The following is a 17,747-nucleotide window of genomic DNA, read 5'->3' as shown; positions in this document are numbered from 1 at the left end:
ATTGGATGGCAGGATACCTGCGCGACCTTGCACATGTGGACGCAGGTCGTCGGCAAGATCCGCCTCGCGCTGGAGCCGATGGTCAACCATTGGTGGCAGGTGCCGCTTTATGTCACCACCACCGGCCTGACCACGTCGGCGATGCCGTACGGTTCGCGCAGTCTCCAGATTGATTTCGACTTCTGCCGTCATGTTCTTGTCGTCACCACCAGCGATCCGCGGCGTGTCGAGTTCGCGCTCGCGCCTTATTCGGTTGCGGAGTTCTACGGCAAGACAATGAGCGCGCTGCGCGATCTCGAAGTCGAAGTCGCGATCTGGACGATGCCGGTCGAAGTGCCGGGAGCCATTCCCTTTGAGCAGGATCACGATCACAAGTCCTACGATGCGGGGGCCGCTCAGCGATTCTGGCGCGTCCTGATGCAGACGGATCGCGTCATGAAGCAGTTTCGCGCTGGCTTCACCGGCAAGGTGAGCCCGGTGCATTTCTTCTGGGGCAGCTTCGATATGGCGGTGACGCGCTTCTCGGGACGAACCGCGCCGCCGCATCCTGGCGGCATGCCGAATCTCGGGGATTGGGTGGCGCGCGAGGCGTATTCGCACGAAGTCTCGAGTTGCGGCTTCTGGCCGGGCAACGGCGGCTTCGGCAAGGCTGCGTTTTACTCCTACGCTTATCCCGCGCCACCGGGATTTGCCGATGCGCCGCTGCGTCCATCGGCGGCCGTGTTCGATACGAACCTGCAGGAGTTCGTTCTCGACTACGACGCCGTCAGAGCGGCGGCCGACCCGGACGCCATGCTGCTCGAATTTTTTCAAAGCACTTATGACGCCGCCGCCAACGCCGGCAACTGGGACCGCGCCGCGCTGGAGCGGTAGATCTCGCAAGACCTGTTGTCATTGCGAGCGATGCGAAGCAATTCAGACTGAGGGTTGCGGCCCGTGGGACGAAGAACTGGGATTGCTTCGTCGCTTGCGCTCCTCGCGATGACGAAAGACGAGGATCAGCGATCGTTCCGCCGACGATTGGTGACTTGACTTTCGTTGTTTTGGATTATATTCCTATTACATTCAGGCCGCGATGTTTCATGAGCAGCGCGGCACGAAACCTGAGTGACGACGGTGGAGCGCCGGGAGGCGCAGCGCCTGTCATCTCAGGCGCGCGCGGCCCTCGCAAGGCTGCGCGGCGGACTCGATCGCAAGAGTTCGCCAAAAGGTGCCTCGCAAGCACCTTGGCGCCTCCCGCCGCTCCATCGTTCGCGCGTCCGCGCGAGACTTGGAGTTTTACAAAGCTCGGACGCATTGATTTGCGCCGCGAGATCGATGTGGGCTGTTTGAGATTCGGATAACGAGATTACGCCCGAAACCGCCCGTCGTCCGTTGCGCCGAGCGGACGCGACCGGATCGTCCATGTCAGCGGGCCGGGAACGCTTTCGGATCCTGCCGTTGCGAAGCCGAGCGACAGTCGCCGGTCATGCGCGTCCATCAATCCTTCGACCAGACCTGTGAGCGCTTTCAGGCACGCAGGATGATAGTCGGGCACGCCTGCGATCAGGCTCCATTGTGCCTGTGTCACCGTGACGGCGCCGTTCACTGTCGTCATGTCGGCGTCGTCGCCCTGCGACCGCAGCAGCCCGAGCAGAAATGCGCCGAAGCCTTGGGGGCTGTGGTCCTGAAGCGCGGGGAAATCCGCGGCGAGATCGGTGTAAAGCTGCATCCCGATCAGCCGCCCTGTCAGGTGCAGCAGATGTCCTGCATCGTGCGGCCCGAACAGTTGCACCATCACCGGCAACGCGGAGCGGACATATTCCATCGCGTAGTTGCGGTAGGCTTTTTCGAGGCGCGATCGCGGCCACGCCGCAGTCGCGAGCTTCGGCGCGGCTGCCGGATCGAACAGCGGCGCTTCGAGCTGCCGTGCGAAGGTCAGTCGCTCGTCGGGCGCAAGATCGCGGTCATATTCGTAATAAAAACCCTCGAGGCCGTTCTGGCCGTCGACGGTCTGCTTCGTACAGACGAAACCGAGCCGCGGGTTCTTGAACGACACGCCGTTATGCGCGTGCCAGCCGCGCAGCATCGCCGTCGAGACGTCGCCGGGAACGGCGCAGGCGGCGGTGCCGCGCCAGATCCAGCGCGGCGGCGGATAGCGTATCCAGGCCTTGCGGTCGGACTCGCGCATGTACTCGACATTCACGCCGCCGATTTGATTGCTGAGATAATGATACTGCGCAGCAGCGACCGCGTGCGGTGCCGTCGTCAGTCCGAATTTTTCGATGCCGGCGAGAAAGCGCTCGTGGTGCTGGCGGCGGAAAACACGAAATACAAACTCCGCCGCGTCGGCGGTGCTGCGCCTGGTCACCACCGACATGATCAGGCCGGTGAAGTAACCGTGGTAAAGATCGGCGACCGCGTGCCAGGCTTTGAAGTTTGTCTCGTCCGCGCGGTCGTTCATCGTCGCCTCTTTGGCTCAGGCCGGCGGCGGCACGGTGGTTCTGACTGATTCCCGCTGCATCATTTTTTCATGGAATGCGTCGAGCTTCGGAAACGTCTTGCGCCAGCCGCAATCGGGAAACCGGAAATCGAGGTAGCCAAGCACGCAGACGATGCCGATCTGCACGATGTCCAGCTTGCGCGTCAGAACGTCGGGATGCGCTTCGTAGCGCGCCAGACCATCCCATGCGCGCTTGAACTGGTCGTCGGCCCATCCAGCCCAGAGAAATTCTGGTGGCCGCAACATCTTCTCATAGCGGCACAGCAGCAGCGCATCCAGCATGCCCTGAAGGATGGAATGATCGGTCTTGACCTGCCATTTCGCGGGTCCGGATGCAGGGATCAGCTTGCCGCCGGCCAGTTCGTCAAGATATTCGGCGATCACGTAGGAATCGACGATGACCTGGCCGCTATCCAGGATCAGCGCGGGAATTTTTCGCAGCGGGCTGATGTTGCGCGCATACTCTTCGTTTTCGGTGACCGGGATCGCCTTGATCGGAACGGCAAACTCGATCTTGTCGAACAGGCCAAGCTCTATCGCCGCGATGCGGATCTTGCGCGCAAACGGCGACGCCGGTGAATAGGCAAGTTTCATGGAGCGTTCCTGCTGAAGAAAATAAGCCGCAGGCTCCGGCGCGAACGCCGGAGCCTGACATGGAATGCGGCTTAGGCCGCGACGATTTCCTGGCGCTGTGCGCCGAGACCGTCGATGCCGAGCGTGACGACGTCGCCGACGTTGAGGAATTTCGGCGGCTTCATGCCCATGCCGACGCCGGGCGGAGTGCCCGTGGTGATGATGTCGCCCGGGAGCAACGTGGTGATCTCCGACAGATAGGAGACGATCTTGGCGACGCCAAAAATCATCGTGGCGGTCGAGCCGGTCTGGCAGCGCGTGCCGTTGACGTCGAGCCACATGCCGAGTTTCTGCGGGTCCGGGACTTCATCGGCGGTCACGATCCATGGGCCGAGCGGGCCGAAGGTGTCATGCGACTTGCCCTTGGTCCATTGTCCGCCGCGTTCGATCTGGAAAAACCGCTCCGACACATCGTTGCAGACCGCGTAGCCCGCGACATGCTTCAGTGCGTCGGCCTCGGAGACATACTTGGCACGAGTGCCGATGATGATCGCGAGTTCGACTTCCCAATCGAGCTTGGTCGATCCGCGCGGCTTTTCGACGTTGTCATTCGGCCCGCAGAGGCTGGTGTTGGCCTTGATGAAAACGATCGGCTCCGACGGAATCGCCATTCCTGCTTCGGCGGCGTGATCGGCATAGTTCAGTCCGATAGCCAGGAACTTGCTGAATCCCGAAACCGGTGCGCCGAGGCGCGGATTGCCGTCAACCAGAGGAAGAGAGGCCGGGTCGAGGGCGGCGAGCTTGGCCAGCCCCGCTGCGGACAGGGCTTCGCCCGTGATGTCCTTGACCTGCGCCGACAGGTCGCGGATGCGGCCGGAGCGGTCGATCAGTCCGGGCTTCTCCTGGCCCACGGCGCCATAACGAACCAATTTCATAGGCTATTCCCCTTTGTTCTTGTCCGATATTCCATTCGTCGGATGTTTCATGCGACACGGCGCAGGGAAATTCAACCTCAACCGCTCTGTGTGCAGTGCGTTCTTGTCAATTGTGATTGCGCTCCGCGGTCAGTCTGAAAGCATCTCCGTCCCGCACGAGATGTCCCGGATCGAAATGGCCGCCAAACACCAGCGTTGGCGTGTCCGCAAAGCGCGAGAACAGCATTTTCCGCGTCTCGATGGACTGGATCGGGTCGGAATCCACCGTGGACGACCAGCCGAGATGCGCCATCTGGCAGGGATTGTGCGCGACGTCGCCGGTCAGCAGCGCCTCCGCGCCGTCCGACCAGATGAGAACGCTCATGTGGCCGGGACTATGGCCGGGCGTCGGGATCAGGGACACTTCGTCGCAAATGCGATGGTCGCTGCTCACCAGATCGGCCAATCCCGCTGCCACGACCGGCTGAACCGAATCCTCGAACACCGCCTTGTGCTCGCCCTCAGTGCTGTGCGCGGCCCAGTGATCGTATTCGGTCCTGCCGAACACGTAGCGGGCGTTGGTGAACGTCGGCACCCATTGGCCGTTCACGAGCTTCGTATTCCAGCCGACATGATCGACATGAAGATGCGTGCAGAGGACGATGTCGATGGCGTCCGCAGGAGCGCCTGCCGCTGCAAGATCATCGAGATATGGCGTGTCGAGATTGTTCCAGCCCGGCATGGAGCGGTTCGATTTCCCATTGCCAAAGCAGGTATCGACGATGATCTTTCGCGCCGGTGTCTCGATGATCCACGATTGCACGTTCATCTTGAGGCGGCCTTCGGGCGTCGCGTAATGCGGCGCCAGCCAGGATATTTTCTGGTTTTCTTCAGACGTTGCCTGCGGGAGAATGAATCGCGTGCCGCCGACGGTTGCGGCTTCCACGATTCTGGTGACTTTGACCCGGCCCACGGTCCAGTGCATCAAGCCTGCTCCCGGTGTTTTGTTTTCCGCAGTACAGCCCCGGCTCTGTGTCCGTCAGAACCGGGGCTCAACGCGTTACATCGTGCCGGGATAGGCGCCGCCGTCGAGCAGGATATTCTGGCCGGTGATGAAGCCGGATTTTGCGCCGCACAGGAATGCGCAGGCGAGGCCGAATTCTTCCGGATCGCCGAAGCGGCCAGCCGGATTTGCCTTCATGCGTTGCTTGAGCACTTCGTCCGGCGAAATGCCCTGTGCCTTTGCGGCGGCTTCGAGCATCGGTCCGCGAACGCGGTCGGTGTCGAACGGGCCGGGCAGCAGGCCGTTGATCGTGACGTTGGCGATCACCGTCTTGCGCGACAGGCCGGCGACGAAACCGGTGAGACCGCTGCGCGCGCCGTTCGACAATCCGAGAATATCGATTGGAGCCTTCACCGCGGCCGATGTGATGTTGACGATGCGGCCGAACTTGCGGGCCATCATGCCGTCGACGGTGGCCTTGATGAGTTCGATCGGCGTCAGCATGTTGGCGTCGATCGCCTTGATCCAGTCGTCGCGTGTCCAGTTGCGGAAATCGCCGGGCGGCGGGCCGCCTGCGTTGTTGATCAGAATGTCCGGATCGGGACACGCCTTGAGCGCGGCTTCGCGTCCCTCCAGCGTGGTGATGTCGCCGACGACTTCCGTCACCGTCACTTTCGGGTTCGCCTTGCGGATGTCCGCCGCCGTCTTCGCCAGCGCTTCCGCGCCGCGCGCGGTGATGGTGACGTGCACGCCTTCATTGGCGAGCGCGATGGCGCAGGCGCGCCCCAGTCCCTTGCTCGCCGCGCACACGATCGCTCGCCGTCCTGAAATTCCGAGATCCATTGTATCGCTCCTCTTGTTGCGTTTCTTGGTTGATGGCGTCCGCTGTATTGCCCGATCTGCGCATTCCGCGCAATCAGTGCAGGCGCATCTCTGCCTTGATCATGTCGGCGGCCTTTTCGCCAATCATGATCGTTGGTGCGTTGGTATTGCCGCCAATCACATCCGGCATGATCGATGCGTCGGCTATACGAAGCCCCTCGATGCCATAGACCTTGAGCGTTGGATCGACCACGGCCATCGGATCGTTGACGCCCATCTTGCAGGTGCCGACGGGGTGATAGACCGTGTCGGTTCTCGCGCGCAAAGCGGTGCGGATATCGTCGTCGGACTCCACGCCAGCGGTAAATGCATCCGAGGTCTGGATTGCTTTCAGAGCGGGCGCATCGAGCAAACGCTTCGTGGTCTTGAAGCCCGCGACCATCGCCTCAAGATCGTCAGGGTCGCCGAAGAAATTCGGATCGATGGCGGGCGGCTGCATCGGGTCGGCGCTTTGCAGCCAGACGCTGCCACGGCTTTTCGGGCGAAGCAGGCAGACGTGACACGAAAAGCCGTTTCCGAAAAACGGCGTGCGGCCGTGGTTGTTCACCACCGCCATGCAGAAATGAAGCTGGATATCGGGCAATTCCAGGTCGGGTCGCGTTTTGAGAAATCCGCCGCACTCCGCGATGTTCGATGTCATCGCGCCGCGCCGCTCGCGGCGATACTGGAAGATCGATTTGATGATACGGCCGATCCCCTTGAGCGTTAGCCCGGTGAAATTCGGATTGCCGGATCGGAAGCCGAACACGAAATCGGGATGATCGTGCAGGTTTTTGCCGACGCCGGGGAGGTGATGCACCGGTGCGATGCCGTGCCTGGCGAGTTCGGACTGATCTCCGACGCCGGACAGCATCAGCAGTTGCGGCGTCTGGAATGCGCCAAGACCGAGGACGATCTCGCACCGCGCATGAATCTGCCGGGTCTCCTTGCCCTGCCGGAATTCGATTCCGGTGGCGCGCTTGCCGTCGAACAGGATGCGTGTCGCGTGTGCGCCGGTGATCACATGCAGGTTCTTGCGCGCTTCCATGAAGGGATGAATGTATCCGCGCGCGGCGCTCCAGCGTTCGCCGTTTTTCTGCGTGACCTGATAGACGCCAAGGCCTTCCTGCTCCTCGCCGTTGAAATCCTCGTTGATCCGGAACTGCGCCTCACGCGCAGCTTGCAGGTAAATCTCCTGAACGGGATTGTCGGTCTGAAGCTTTGTGACGCTCAAGGGTCCGCCCTTGCCGTGATAGAAGCCGTCCAGTTCGCTGTTGTCTTCGGAGCGCTTGAAGTAGGGCAGCACGTCCGCATAGGACCAGCCGGTATTGCCCATCGATGCCCAGCGGTCGTAGTCGGCCTTGTGGCCGCGGATGTAACACATCGCGTTGATGGCCGATGATCCGCCGAGGCCCTTGCCGCGTGGCTGATAGCCGATGCGGCCGTTAAGGCCGGGCTGCGGTACGGTGCTGAACGACCAGTTGTTGACCGGGCCGGACACCATCAGGATCAGCGCGCCGGGCGTGGTGACGACCCAGTTGTCATCCTTGCCGCCGGCTTCCAGCAGCGCGACCGAAACGTTGGGATCTTCCGACAGGCGGCTCGCGACGGCGCAGCCGCCTGAGCCCGCGCCCACAACCACGTAATCGAATGTGTTCGCCATCGTTGCCCCCGCGACAAAATTTTTTACACCGGCATTGATGCCGATCGTACCCAACCCCGAAATTTTACGACATGAAACGCAGCAGCTTGATCAGGCGCGCGATCTTGCTGCCGTAAGGCGGATAGAGATCGGCGAGCCGGTTGAGCGGCGAGCGATAGAACACCGGCTTCATCTTGCTCAAGCCGCGGAAACCCCATTCGCCGTGATAGGCGCCGATGCCCGATGCGCCGACGCCGCCCATCGGCTGATTGGCCTGTACGAAATGAAACAGGCAATCGTTGATCGTGACGCCGCCGGACACCGTGCGGGCGAGAACCTCGTCGCGCGCCGCGTTGTCCTTGCCGAACCAGTAGAGCGCCAGCGGACGGTCGTTGGCGTTGATGTGGTCGATCGCGGCATCAGTCGTGTCGCATGCGAGCACCGGCAGGATCGGCCCGAAGATTTCTTCCTGCATCACCTTCATGTCGGCGGTCGCGCCGCTCACGAAGGTCGGCGGAAACTTGCGTTTCGTCTTCCATGCGGGATCGCTTGCTTTCGCGGGCTGTACGATAGTCGCGCCGCGCGCGGCGGCATCCTCCACCAGACTTTCCAGCCGGGCATAATGCCTGTCGGAAACGATCGAGGTGTAGTCCTTGTTGCCAGGGCTGGTGCCGAACATGCGCTTGACCGCGCTGTTCGCCTTGGCGACGAATTCATCCGCGCTGCTGCGCGCGATCAAAACATAATCCGGCGCGATGCAGGTTTGTCCCGCATTCATCAGCTTGCCGTAGACGATGCGTTCGGCGGCCTCGGCGATGTCGGCGGAGCGGTCGATGATCGCCGGCGACTTGCCGCCGAGTTCGAGTGTGACCGGCGTCAGGTTGCGGCCTGCGGCTTCGGCCACCAGCCGTCCGACCCGGGTCGAGCCGGTAAAGATCAGATGATCGAAGGGCAGGGCGGCGAATTGTTCCGAGATGTCGCCGTCGATGCCGGTTACCATCAATTCAGTGTCGTCGAATTTTTCCGCGATCAGTTTTTGCAGTAACGCGGAAAATTGCGGCACCAGGTCGCTCGGCTTGATCATGACCCGGTTGCCGGCCGCGATGGCGGCGATGGCGGGCGCGAGTGTCAGTTGCAGCGGATAATTCCATGGCGCGATGATGCCGACCACGCCGAGCGGCTGCGGCAGCAATTTGTTTTTTGCGGGAAAATACTGCAGCTCGGTGGCGACGTGTTTCGGCGCCATCCAGCGGCTGAGGTTTTTGGTGGTGTGCTTGATCTCGGCGAGCACGAATAGCGTCTCGGCAATCAGCGTTTCCGTTGATGAGCGGTTGCCGAAATCCGCGGAAATCACCTCGGCGAATTTCTTTTCATTGTCGGCGACAATCGCGCGCAGACGGGCGAGCCGGTCGCGCCGCTCGGCGAGGGTGGGCGACGCCGCCCGCGACAAGGCCACGGCGCGGCGGAAAATGTCGTCGATGCCGCCGGCGGCGGGATTCCTCACGGCCTGGTTCATCGGTTCCTCCCGCCCGGTTTTTGCGTATCGGTGCCCAACTGGTTCCGTTTCAAGGCTGGTCTTTCGCAAACGTATTGGCAAGTCTGCCGCAGGGGGCGTCAGAGAGCCGAGACAAGAAGCGCGGAATTGCGGTCAGGCGTCATAAATTCGTGAAAAAGATCGCCCACAGGCCTTTCCAAAGCAGGGTGCCGTTGGTACATACCCCTCGCACCATGGGCGTTTGCCTTGGCAGCCTTCTCTCGCCTCCGGACGGGTTGGATCGACGCCATCGGCGTTGAAACGTCGTCCGTCCGCTTTTGAAGGCGCGCAACGGTTTATCGCGGGGTGGAGCAGCCCGGTAGCTCGTCAGGCTCATAACCTGAAGGTCATAGGTTCAAATCCTATCCCCGCAACCAAACACCAAGCCCTTGAAAACGTGATGTTTTCAGGGGCTTTTTGTTCTCACCAATGTTGTCGTTTCACCACGGCAGGCCGCAGAGATCGATGGTGCCTTCGCGCAGCAGGCGCTTGATCTTGAGGACGTAGGGCGCCATCGCAGTGAACGGTGCCCGTCCGCCGGGCTGTTCGGCGTAGACGGGGCCGTTGAAGGTCTGCCAGCCGAGCTTTTCATACAGCGCCGCGTTGTGCGGTTCGCAGAACAACATGCCGAAATCGGTGCCGCGCTCCTCGGTCAGCGTGTGGATTGCCGCGTTGATCGCCAGCGCCGCATAACCGCGCCGGCGGCAGTCCTCGCGCGTTGCCACGCCGCCGATCCCGCCGATGGTCACCTTGCGGCCATTCCATGTGCCGGTGCGGCGGGTGATCCCGACATGGCAAACGACCTCACCGTCCATCTCGATCATCACCCGGAGGTCAGGATGGGCAAACGCGATGTGCCCCCACGGCAATGCCTTGACGACCTCGGGCGGCCACACCGCCGAGAGCAGAGGCTTTGCGGCAGGCCAACTGGAATCTCCGGTCGCAATATCGATCTCGATGCTCATTTTCTTGCTCACCAAGGTCCGTGCACATCAGCGTTGTGTTTTGATCGGATGGTAAAATGACGATTCCGATGCAATCATTCTGTTTTAGTGATCTTAAGGGAAGATTCCACTATGCAGGCCGCTCAACTCAGCTCCTATCAGCGCTGGTCCATCTTGATCGGCGCATCCGTGATGTTGAGCCTGTCGATGGGTATGCGGCAGAGCTTCGGGCTTTTCCAGCCCTCGATCCTGCATGATACCCAGATCACCAGCGCCGACTTCTCGCTTGCGACGGCAATCCAGAACATCGTCTGGGGCGTGACGCAGCCGTTCGTCGGCATGTTCGCGGATCGTTACGGTTCTCGCTATGTGATGCTCGCCGGCGTCGTCATCTACATGCTTGGCCTTGTCACCATGATTTTCTCGACCACCGCGCTGATGTTCACCCTGGGCGCTGGCATCTGCGTCGGCATCGCGCTGTCCTGCACGGCGTCGAGCATGAGCATGACGGTGTCGGCGCGTGCGGTGTCCGCCGCCAAGCGCAGCGTCACCATGGGAGCAATTTCCGCCGCCGGCTCGATCGGTCTCGTCATCGCGTCGCCGATGGCGCAGGCGCTGATTTCCAATGCCGGCTGGCAGATCGCGCTGGTCGGTTTCCTCGGGCTGGCTTTCGTCATGCTGCCCTCGGCGTTCAGCGCGGGCAAGGCCGACAAGATCGAGATCGACAAGGCGGATGATCTGAATCTCTCGCTGGGCGCGGTGGTGCAGTCGGCGCTCGGCCATTCCGGCTATGTCATCATGGCCGTGGCGTTCTTCGTCTGTGGTTTGCAGCTTGTCTTCATCACGACACACCTGCCGAACTATCTTGCGATCTGCGGCCTCGATCCGTCGCTCGGCGCGCAGGCCCTGGCGCTGATCGGACTGTTCAATGTTTTCGGGTCTTATGCGTTCGGCTGGCTCGGAGGACGTTATCCCAAGCAACTTCTGCTCGGCGGCATTTACATCGTGCGTTCACTGGCGATCGCGGTTTATTTCATCCTCCCGGCGACGCCGACTTCGACCCTCATTTTCGCGGCAGTGATGGGCTCGCTCTGGCTCGGCGTCATTCCGCTGGTGAACGGCCTCGTCGCGCAACTGTTCGGCTTGCGTTTTATGGCGACGCTGACCGGCATCGCTTTCTTCAGCCATCAGGTCGGATCGTTCATCGGAGCTTGGGGCAGCGGCCTGATCTTCGATCACCTTCATAGCTACGATCTGGCGTGGAAAAGCGCGGTCATCATTGGATTGATCGCGGGATCGGTCCAGATGCTGATGAATGTGCGTCCGCCGAAGGCGAAGGACGAACTGGCCGGAGCCCTGCCCAAAGCAGCTTAAGCGCACGGCTCGCCGCGATCTGCGGCTATTCCTCGCGGCTTACCTGTTTCCCTCCCCGGGAAACCTTCTATAGTGCGCCGCGTTGACACGTCGTCACTCACAATTTGCGGAAGTAGACCCATGACTTTCACTCTCCCAAACTTGCCTTATGCCCATGATGCGCTCCAGCCTTACATGTCGAAGGAGACGCTCGAGTATCATCACGACAAGCATCATCAGGCTTACGTGACCAACGGCAACAACCTGCTGAAAGGCACCGAGTTCGAGGGCAAGTCCCTCGAGGACATCGTGAAGGGCTCGTTCGGAAAGAACGCGCCGCTCTTCAACAATGCGGGGCAGCACTACAACCATCTCCATTTCTGGAACTGGATGAAGCCCAACGGCGGTGGCGACAAGCTCCCCGGCAAGCTCGCAAAGAAGATCGATGAGGATCTCGGCGGTCTCGAGAAGTTCAAGACCGATTTCGCAGCGGCCGGCGTCGGCCAGTTCGGCTCCGGCTGGGCGTGGCTCTCGGTCAAGAACGGCAAGCTCGAGATTTCCAAGACGCCGAACGGCGAAAGCCCGCTGGTGCACGGCGCGACTCCGATCCTCGGCGTCGATGTGTGGGAGCATTCCTACTACATCGACTATCGCAATCGCCGCCCTGATTATCTCAAGGCGTTCGTCGATCACCTCGTGAACTGGGAATACGTCGAGTCCCTGTTTGTAAAAGCAGTTTAAGACACCCGGATTGAATCAAGGGGCCGCAATTCGCGGCCCCTTTTTTTGAAGCAACTCCGATGAATTTCTCATGAGCTACATTCTGGTTTTCTTCGGCGGCGGACTGGGTGCTTCGCTCAGACATGCGATCAACGTCGGTTGCGCCCGTGCGTGCGGCACCAACTTTCCCTACGGTACTTTCGTGATCAACATCACCGGATCGCTGGTGATGGGCCTCATTGCCGGATACCTCGCCTTCAAGGGCGAGGCGTCGCAGCCGTGGCGGCTGTTCATCATGACCGGCATCCTCGGCGGCTACACCACGTTCTCAGCGTTCTCGCTGGATGCGGTGCTGCTTTATGAGCGGGGCGAAGTCGGCCTTGCTGCGTTTTACGTGGTGGGGTCGGTGGTTCTGTCGATCGCGGGACTGGTAGCCGGTCTCGCGCTGGTGCGGCATTTCACCTGAGCGGCCCGGCGTAGCGACCCCTGGTGCCCCTTGGCGGGCCGGTGGCGGGCTTTTCAATTGAGGCTGTTGCGTTCAAGAGTGGCGGTGCCGCGCCGCAGGTGGTCGCCTATGCCGTGGCGAGGGCCTGTTTGCGGCCCAGTGGCTCATTTTGCGGGAAATCCCTTTATGTCGGCCGATTCGTCCGGTTCCGGACCGCTGTATCGACCTGTTTCGGCTTCTGGCGGCGGACTATCTGCATGATGATCGGTAAGCGGTAAGTCCCGGCTGTCATCGCGGAACCGTGGACTTGGGTTATGTTATAATATAACATTCCGAGTGAATTGAGGGGTTCCGAGCCCCGGTCCACCGATCTGGAAAGCTCCACCATGGCCCATACCCACGGGCACACCCACACTCATGACGACGCCCATGGGCACGATCATCCGCACAGCCACACGCACAGTCATGGCCCTGCGTCGCCGCACCCCGCACAGCCGGTGGCGTGGTCGATTCTGCGCATGACGCTGGGCGCACGCCTGGCGGCCGCCATGGTCATCAGCGCCGCCCTGTGGACGGTCGTTCTGGTGGCGATGAGGTGAGCATGGCGGCGCAGATCAAGCTTCGCGACGTGACCCTGGGCTACGACCGTCATCCGGCCGTGCATCATCTCAGCGGCGAGGTCGCGGCTGGTTCGCTGGTGGCGGTGGTTGGTCCCAACGGCGCCGGCAAGTCGACGCTGTTTCGCGGCATCGTCGGCATTCTCAAGCCGCTCGCGGGTGTGATCGGGCTCGGTGGTCTCGATCCGCGCGACATCGCCTATCTGCCGCAAACTGCCGACATCGATCGCAGCTTTCCGATCTCGGTCTACGATTTCACCGGCACGGGACTTTGGCGGCGCAAGGGAATCTTCGGCGGGCTCGGCAAGGACGAGCAGCGGCGAATCCGGGATGCGCTCGCCGCCGTCGGCCTCAGCGGCTTCGAAAACCGTCCGATCGGCACGCTTTCGGGCGGCCAGATGCAGCGCATGCTGTTTGCCCGCGTGCTGTTGCAGGACGCGCGCATGATCGTGCTGGATGAGCCGTTCAACGCCATCGACGCCAAGACGTCGTCCGATCTGATTGCGCTGGTGCGGCGCTGGCATTCGGAGCAGCGCACCGTGCTGGCGGCGCTGCATGACATGGACCTCGTGCGTGCGAATTTTCCGGAAACGCTGCTGCTGGCGCGCTCGAAGGTGGCATGGGGCAAGACCCTGGAAGTGCTGACGCCGGAAAATCTGCTGGCCGCACGGCATATGTGCGAAGCCTTTGACGACGGCGCAGCGCCCTGCGCCGATACTCCATCGCAGGCGGCGTGAGTCTCATGGTCTATGACGCGCTGATCGCGCCCTTCACCGAATTCGAATTCATGCGCCGCGCACTGGCTGGCGTGATCGCGCTGGCGCTGGGCGGCGCGCCGATTGGCGTGTTCCTGATGCTGCGGCGGATGAGCCTTGTCGGCGACGCCATGGCCCACGCGATTTTGCCGGGAGCAGCCATCGGTTTCCTGTTGTCCGGCCTCAATCTGTTCGCGATGACATTCGGCGGACTGGTCGCGGGGTTCGCGGTTGCGTTTCTTGCGGGCGTGGTCGCGCGCACCACAGAACTCAAGGAAGACGCCTCACTGGCGACATTCTATCTGGTGTCGCTGGCGCTCGGCGTGACCATCGTGTCTATCAAAGGCACCAACATCGATCTGCTGCATGTGCTGTTCGGCAACATCCTGGCAATGGACGACCAGACCCTGCTGGTGATTGCGTTCAACGCCACCATCACACTTCTCATTCTTGCGATCATCTACCGGCCGCTGGTGATCGAGTGCGTCGATCCGGTATTCCTGCGCACGGTGAGTCGCGCCGGCGCACCCGCGCATCTGGCGTTTCTCGCGCTTGTGGTGATCAACCTGGTTAACGGCTTTCACGCGCTCGGCACATTGCTTGCGGTAGGGTTGATGGTGCTGCCCGCCGGCATCGCGCGGTTCTGGTCGCGTGACATTACCGGCATGATCGGCATCGCTGTCGCAAGCGCCGCGCTGTCGGGCTATGCGGGGCTGTTGCTATCGTTCCACACCAAGGTGCCGTCAGGCCCGGCGATCATTCTGGTCGCGGCGGCGCTGTACGTGATCTCGGTGCTGTTCGGGAGCGTCAGCGGCCTCGTGCGTCAATTGTTTCCCGGCCGCCATCTCGAAGCGTGATCGGAAAAACCATGCGTTTGTTTCTGATCCTTGCCGTTACCATGTTCGCGGCCTTGAGCCCGGTGCAGGCCCAGGAGCGGCTCAATGTGGTTGCGACGTTCTCGATCCTCGGAGATTTTGCGAAAAATGTCGGCGGCGACCGCGTCAGCGTGACGACGCTGGTTGGCCCCAACAGCGACACCCACGTCTATACGCCGACGCCGTCCGACGCGAAAAAGATCACCGATGCGAAACTTGTGATCGTCAACGGGCTGGGACTGGAAGGCTGGTTGCCGCGTCTGGTCAAATCGTCCGGCAGCAAGGCCGCGACGGTCGTTGCCACGAAGGGAATCGCGACACGCAAGATCGAAGGCGGCAGCCACGATCATGGCCACGCTGGCGAAGACGCGGACCCGCACGCCTGGCAATCGGTGGCCAACGCGAAGGTCTATGTTGGCAATATCCGCGATGCGTTGATGACGGCTGATCCTGCCGGTGCTGATGCCTACAAGGCCAATGCCGCGGCTTACCTGTCAAAACTCGATGCGCTTGATCGGGACGTCCGCGAGGCGATAGCGAAAATCCCGCCGGAACGCCGCAGCGTGATCTCGACCCACGATGCCTTCGGCTATTTTGCGGTGGCCTACGGCATCAAATTCATCGCGCCGCAGGGCGTCTCGACCGAATCCGAACCCAGCGCCCGGGACATCGCGGCCATTATCACTCAGATCAAAAAGCAGAAAATTCCGGCTGTTTTTCTGGAAAATGTCAGCGATCCGCGGCTGATGCGCCGGATTGCCTCCGAGACCGGGGCGAATATCGGCGGAACGCTCTATTCGGACAGTTTGACTGACGAAAAGGGGTCAGCCCCCACTTACATTGATATGGTCCGGCACAATATAAAGGCCCTGACCAGCGCGCTTTCGAGCTAGGGCAGGGGCCACCCCGCCGCCGGGCGCGCGATTGATTGCCTGGAGATTCCATGTCTGAAGCCGCTGCCACCAAAATCCCTGTGACCGTTCTGACCGGCTATCTCGGCGCCGGGAAGACCACGCTGCTGAATCGCATCCTGTCCGAAAACCACGGCAAGAAATACGCCGTGATCGTCAACGAATTCGGCGAGATCGGGATCGACAACGACCTCATCATCGGCGCGGATGAAGAAGTGTTCGAGATGAACAACGGCTGCGTCTGTTGCACGGTCCGCGGCGACCTCGTTCGCATCATCGACGGGTTGATGAAACGAAAAGGCAAGTTCGACGCCATCATTCTCGAGACGACGGGCCTCGCCGATCCCGCGCCGGTGGCGCAGACCTTCTTCGTCGATGAAGAGGTCCGCGAGAAGACCATGCTCGACGCGGTGGTGACCGTGGCTGATGCAAAGTGGCTGAGCGACCGGCTCAAGGATGCCCCGGAGGCCAAGAACCAGATCGCGTTCGCCGACGTCATCGTGCTGAACAAAACCGATCTCGTGAGCAAGGCTGAGCTGGCCGAGGTCGAGGCCCGCATTCGCGCGATCAATCCATACGCGACCCTGCACCGGACCGAGCGTGCGCAGGTGAAACTGTCGGACGTGCTGGAGCGCGGCGCGTTCGATCTCGACCGCATTCTGGAAATTGAACCGGAGTTTCTCGAGGACGGCGGTCATGACCATGACCACGATCATCACCACCACGACCATCATGGCCACGATCATCATGATCACGGCCACGCGCACGGTGGTCTGAAGCACTATCATGACGAGGATATGCAGTCGCTATCGCTGCGCACCGACAAGCCGATCGATCCCACCAAATTCATGCCATGGCTGCAGGAACTGGTCGCCAAGGATGGCGAGAAGATCCTGCGCTCCAAGGGCATCCTGTCGTTCAAGGGCGATGACGATCGCTATGTATTTCAGGGCGTGCATATGATGCTGGAGGGCGACCATCAGCGGAAATGGAAGAAAGACGAGGCGCGTGAAAGCCGTCTCGTTTTCATCGGTCGCGAGTTGCCCGAGCAGGCCATTCGTGACGGGTTCGAGAAAACCATCGCGTGATGAAAGAGTTCAATCCGGCCCCTGAGACGGCCTCCATCGTTTCCGTCACCGATCGCGTCACCAAGGTAGCGCTCGCGGCGCCCGCGACGGCCGTGCATTTCCTCGGCGAGGTCGCAGCGTTCGTCGGCGCGGAAGAAACCGTTACGTTTACGAACGGCGAAGACGACGCGAAATCTGTCGCTGTTCATGGCGGCGGCATTCTGTGTTCGGCATCGGACGGCAAACGCATCATCATGGGCGGCGACGACGGCAAACTGGTCTCCATCGACGCCAAATCAAACGTCGAGACGCTGGCGACTGATGCCAAGCGCCGCTGGATCGACAACGTGGCGCTCCATGCCGACGGCGCGGTGGCGTGGTCCGCCGGGAAGACGACTTTCGTCCGCGCGCCGAAAGGCGAGGAGAAAACGCTCGATGTGCCGTCGACCGTCGGCGGGCTGGCGTTCGCGCCGAAAGGCGTCCGGCTCGCGGTCGCGCATTACAACGGCGTGACGCTGTGGTTTCCCAACATGGGCGCCAAGCCGGAATTCCTGGAATGGAAGGGATCGCATCTCGGCGTCATTTTCAGCGCCGACAACAGGTTTCTCGTCACTTCGATGCACGAATCCGCGCTGCATGGCTGGCGGCTGGCCGACTCGCGGCACATGCGGATGACCGGATACCCGGCGCGGGTGCGCTCGATGTCATGGAGCGTCGGCGGAAAATTTCTCGCCACCTCCGGTTCGGACAGCGTGATCCTGTGGCCATTCGCGAGCAAGGACGGCCCGATGGGCAAGGAGCCGTTGATGCTTGCCCCGTTGCAAGCGAAGGCGACGGTGGTGGCCTGCCATCCGAAGGACGACATCTTCGCGGTCGGCTACAGCGATGGCACCATCCTGATGGTCCGCATTGAGGACGGTGCGGAGATCCTTGTGCGCAAAAACGCCGGTGAGCCGGTGGCGGCGCTGGCATGGAATGCAAAGGGATCGCTGCTCGCTTTCGCGGCCGAGGACGGCGATGCTGGACTGCTCAACCTGTAGTGAGTATTCAG

The 17,747-nt window shown here is 61.5% G+C and carries 18 protein-coding genes and 1 tRNA gene (1 of these 19 only partly in view); 11 read left to right on the top strand and 8 right to left on the bottom strand.

Annotation, left to right across the window (positions count from 1 at the left end; genetic code table 11):
* On the top strand, positions 1–873 hold the 3' portion of the coding sequence (locus AC1RKJ_RS09630) for a DUF5996 family protein (protein ID WP_492790837.1). The gene continues 48 nt to the left of window position 1, outside the view; the window shows 873 of its 921 coding nt (coding positions 49–921); its start codon lies beyond the left edge, outside the window; it ends in the stop codon at positions 871–873.
* Between the two features lie 475 nt (positions 874–1,348).
* Here AC1RKJ_RS09630 and AC1RKJ_RS09625 read toward each other — a convergent pair whose 3' ends face one another.
* The 7 genes from AC1RKJ_RS09625 to AC1RKJ_RS09595 all read right to left on the bottom strand — a co-directional run bounded on the left by AC1RKJ_RS09625 (position 1,349) and on the right by AC1RKJ_RS09595 (position 8,991).
* Positions 1,349–2,443: a hypothetical protein gene (locus tag AC1RKJ_RS09625; RefSeq protein ID WP_492790836.1), complete on the bottom strand. Its 1,095-nt coding sequence runs from the start codon at positions 2,441–2,443 to the stop codon at positions 1,349–1,351.
* 15 nt (positions 2,444–2,458) lie between these two features.
* Positions 2,459–3,076 (bottom strand): glutathione S-transferase family protein, encoded by a 618-nt coding sequence (locus tag AC1RKJ_RS09620; RefSeq protein WP_492790835.1) that lies wholly within the window; start codon positions 3,074–3,076, stop codon positions 2,459–2,461.
* Positions 3,077–3,147: 71 nt separating this feature from the next.
* Positions 3,148–3,990 carry a fumarylacetoacetate hydrolase family protein gene (locus AC1RKJ_RS09615; RefSeq protein ID WP_492790834.1) on the bottom strand — a complete coding sequence of 281 codons (843 nt, stop codon included), beginning with the start codon at positions 3,988–3,990 and terminating at the stop codon, positions 3,148–3,150.
* 106 nt (positions 3,991–4,096) lie between these two features.
* Positions 4,097–4,954 (bottom strand): MBL fold metallo-hydrolase, encoded by an 858-nt coding sequence (locus AC1RKJ_RS09610; RefSeq protein WP_492790833.1) that lies wholly within the window; start codon positions 4,952–4,954, stop codon positions 4,097–4,099.
* A 75-nt stretch (positions 4,955–5,029) separates the two neighbouring features.
* The gene (locus tag AC1RKJ_RS09605) at positions 5,030–5,815 is read right to left on the bottom strand and encodes an SDR family oxidoreductase (protein WP_492790832.1); all 786 of its coding nucleotides are present in this window, start codon (positions 5,813–5,815) and stop codon (positions 5,030–5,032) included.
* A gap of 73 nt (positions 5,816–5,888) precedes the next feature.
* Positions 5,889–7,496 (bottom strand): GMC family oxidoreductase, encoded by a 1,608-nt coding sequence (locus AC1RKJ_RS09600; RefSeq protein ID WP_492790831.1) that lies wholly within the window; start codon positions 7,494–7,496, stop codon positions 5,889–5,891.
* 64 nt (positions 7,497–7,560) lie between these two features.
* Positions 7,561–8,991: a coniferyl aldehyde dehydrogenase gene (locus AC1RKJ_RS09595; RefSeq protein WP_492790830.1), complete on the bottom strand. Its 1,431-nt coding sequence runs from the start codon at positions 8,989–8,991 to the stop codon at positions 7,561–7,563.
* A gap of 318 nt (positions 8,992–9,309) precedes the next feature.
* Here AC1RKJ_RS09595 and AC1RKJ_RS09590 point away from each other — a divergent pair.
* Positions 9,310–9,386, top strand: a tRNA-Met gene (locus AC1RKJ_RS09590).
* Between the two features lie 63 nt (positions 9,387–9,449).
* Here the strand turns inward: AC1RKJ_RS09590 and AC1RKJ_RS09585 are convergent.
* Positions 9,450–9,974, bottom strand: a complete 525-nt coding sequence (locus tag AC1RKJ_RS09585) for a GNAT family N-acetyltransferase (RefSeq protein ID WP_492790829.1) — start codon at positions 9,972–9,974, stop codon at positions 9,450–9,452.
* Between the two features lie 111 nt (positions 9,975–10,085).
* On the opposite strand from AC1RKJ_RS09585, the gene AC1RKJ_RS09580 reads away from it, so the two are divergent.
* The 9 genes from AC1RKJ_RS09580 (at position 10,086) to AC1RKJ_RS09540 (ending at position 17,736) form a co-directional block, all read left to right on the top strand.
* Complete coding sequence (locus tag AC1RKJ_RS09580) at positions 10,086–11,327, top strand: MFS transporter (protein ID WP_492790828.1); 1,242 nt, start codon at positions 10,086–10,088, stop codon at positions 11,325–11,327.
* A gap of 120 nt (positions 11,328–11,447) precedes the next feature.
* Complete coding sequence (locus AC1RKJ_RS09575; protein WP_492790827.1) at positions 11,448–12,047, top strand: superoxide dismutase; 600 nt, start codon at positions 11,448–11,450, stop codon at positions 12,045–12,047.
* 70 nt (positions 12,048–12,117) lie between these two features.
* The gene (crcB, locus tag AC1RKJ_RS09570) at positions 12,118–12,492 is read left to right on the top strand and encodes a fluoride efflux transporter CrcB (RefSeq protein WP_492790826.1); all 375 of its coding nucleotides are present in this window, start codon (positions 12,118–12,120) and stop codon (positions 12,490–12,492) included.
* A 365-nt stretch (positions 12,493–12,857) separates the two neighbouring features.
* Positions 12,858–13,070 carry a hypothetical protein gene (locus AC1RKJ_RS09565; RefSeq protein WP_492790825.1) on the top strand — a complete coding sequence of 71 codons (213 nt, stop codon included), beginning with the start codon at positions 12,858–12,860 and terminating at the stop codon, positions 13,068–13,070.
* A gap of 2 nt (positions 13,071–13,072) precedes the next feature.
* A complete protein-coding gene (locus AC1RKJ_RS09560; protein ID WP_492790824.1) occupies positions 13,073–13,825 on the top strand; it encodes a metal ABC transporter ATP-binding protein in 753 nt (250 codons plus the stop codon).
* Between the two features lie 5 nt (positions 13,826–13,830).
* Positions 13,831–14,700, top strand: coding sequence for a metal ABC transporter permease (locus AC1RKJ_RS09555; RefSeq protein WP_492792699.1), 870 nt, complete (start codon positions 13,831–13,833; stop codon positions 14,698–14,700).
* Between the two features lie 11 nt (positions 14,701–14,711).
* A complete protein-coding gene (locus AC1RKJ_RS09550; protein WP_492790823.1) occupies positions 14,712–15,611 on the top strand; it encodes a metal ABC transporter substrate-binding protein in 900 nt (299 codons plus the stop codon).
* A gap of 50 nt (positions 15,612–15,661) precedes the next feature.
* Entirely contained in the window at positions 15,662–16,717 is a 1,056-nt protein-coding gene (locus AC1RKJ_RS09545) for a CobW family GTP-binding protein (protein ID WP_492790822.1), read from the top strand.
* Complete coding sequence (locus AC1RKJ_RS09540; RefSeq protein ID WP_492792698.1) at positions 16,717–17,736, top strand: WD40 repeat domain-containing protein; 1,020 nt, start codon at positions 16,717–16,719, stop codon at positions 17,734–17,736. Before AC1RKJ_RS09545 ends, AC1RKJ_RS09540 begins: the two co-directional genes overlap by 1 nt.
* Positions 17,737–17,747 lie beyond the last annotated feature (11 nt).

This window comes from Afipia sp. GW822-FHT04G07, assembly GCF_058800765.1.
The sequence above is the reverse complement of the archived record's forward strand: the minus strand, read 5'-3'. Positions and strand labels throughout refer to the sequence as shown.

Excerpts from the sequence above, each read along its gene's own strand:
- AC1RKJ_RS09625 (WP_492790836.1), bottom strand. The coding sequence starts at position 2,443 with ATGAACGACCGCGCGGACGAGACAAACTTCAAAGCCTGGCACGCGGTC.
- AC1RKJ_RS09620 (WP_492790835.1), bottom strand. The coding sequence starts at position 3,076 with ATGAAACTTGCCTATTCACCGGCGTCGCCGTTTGCGCGCAAGATCCGC.
- AC1RKJ_RS09615 (WP_492790834.1), bottom strand. The coding sequence starts at position 3,990 with ATGAAATTGGTTCGTTATGGCGCCGTGGGCCAGGAGAAGCCCGGACTG.
- AC1RKJ_RS09610 (WP_492790833.1), bottom strand. The coding sequence starts at position 4,954 with ATGCACTGGACCGTGGGCCGGGTCAAAGTCACCAGAATCGTGGAAGCC.
- AC1RKJ_RS09605 (WP_492790832.1), bottom strand. The coding sequence starts at position 5,815 with ATGGATCTCGGAATTTCAGGACGGCGAGCGATCGTGTGCGCGGCGAGC.
- AC1RKJ_RS09600 (WP_492790831.1), bottom strand. The coding sequence starts at position 7,496 with ATGGCGAACACATTCGATTACGTGGTTGTGGGCGCGGGCTCAGGCGGC.
- AC1RKJ_RS09595 (WP_492790830.1), bottom strand. The coding sequence starts at position 8,991 with ATGAACCAGGCCGTGAGGAATCCCGCCGCCGGCGGCATCGACGACATT.
- AC1RKJ_RS09585 (WP_492790829.1), bottom strand. The coding sequence starts at position 9,974 with ATGAGCATCGAGATCGATATTGCGACCGGAGATTCCAGTTGGCCTGCC.
- AC1RKJ_RS09580 (WP_492790828.1), top strand. The coding sequence starts at position 10,086 with ATGCAGGCCGCTCAACTCAGCTCCTATCAGCGCTGGTCCATCTTGATC.
- AC1RKJ_RS09575 (WP_492790827.1), top strand. The coding sequence starts at position 11,448 with ATGACTTTCACTCTCCCAAACTTGCCTTATGCCCATGATGCGCTCCAG.
- crcB (WP_492790826.1), top strand. The coding sequence starts at position 12,118 with ATGAGCTACATTCTGGTTTTCTTCGGCGGCGGACTGGGTGCTTCGCTC.
- AC1RKJ_RS09565 (WP_492790825.1), top strand. The coding sequence starts at position 12,858 with ATGGCCCATACCCACGGGCACACCCACACTCATGACGACGCCCATGGG.
- AC1RKJ_RS09560 (WP_492790824.1), top strand. The coding sequence starts at position 13,073 with ATGGCGGCGCAGATCAAGCTTCGCGACGTGACCCTGGGCTACGACCGT.
- AC1RKJ_RS09555 (WP_492792699.1), top strand. The coding sequence starts at position 13,831 with ATGGTCTATGACGCGCTGATCGCGCCCTTCACCGAATTCGAATTCATG.
- AC1RKJ_RS09550 (WP_492790823.1), top strand. The coding sequence starts at position 14,712 with ATGCGTTTGTTTCTGATCCTTGCCGTTACCATGTTCGCGGCCTTGAGC.
- AC1RKJ_RS09545 (WP_492790822.1), top strand. The coding sequence starts at position 15,662 with ATGTCTGAAGCCGCTGCCACCAAAATCCCTGTGACCGTTCTGACCGGC.
- AC1RKJ_RS09540 (WP_492792698.1), top strand. The coding sequence starts at position 16,717 with ATGAAAGAGTTCAATCCGGCCCCTGAGACGGCCTCCATCGTTTCCGTC.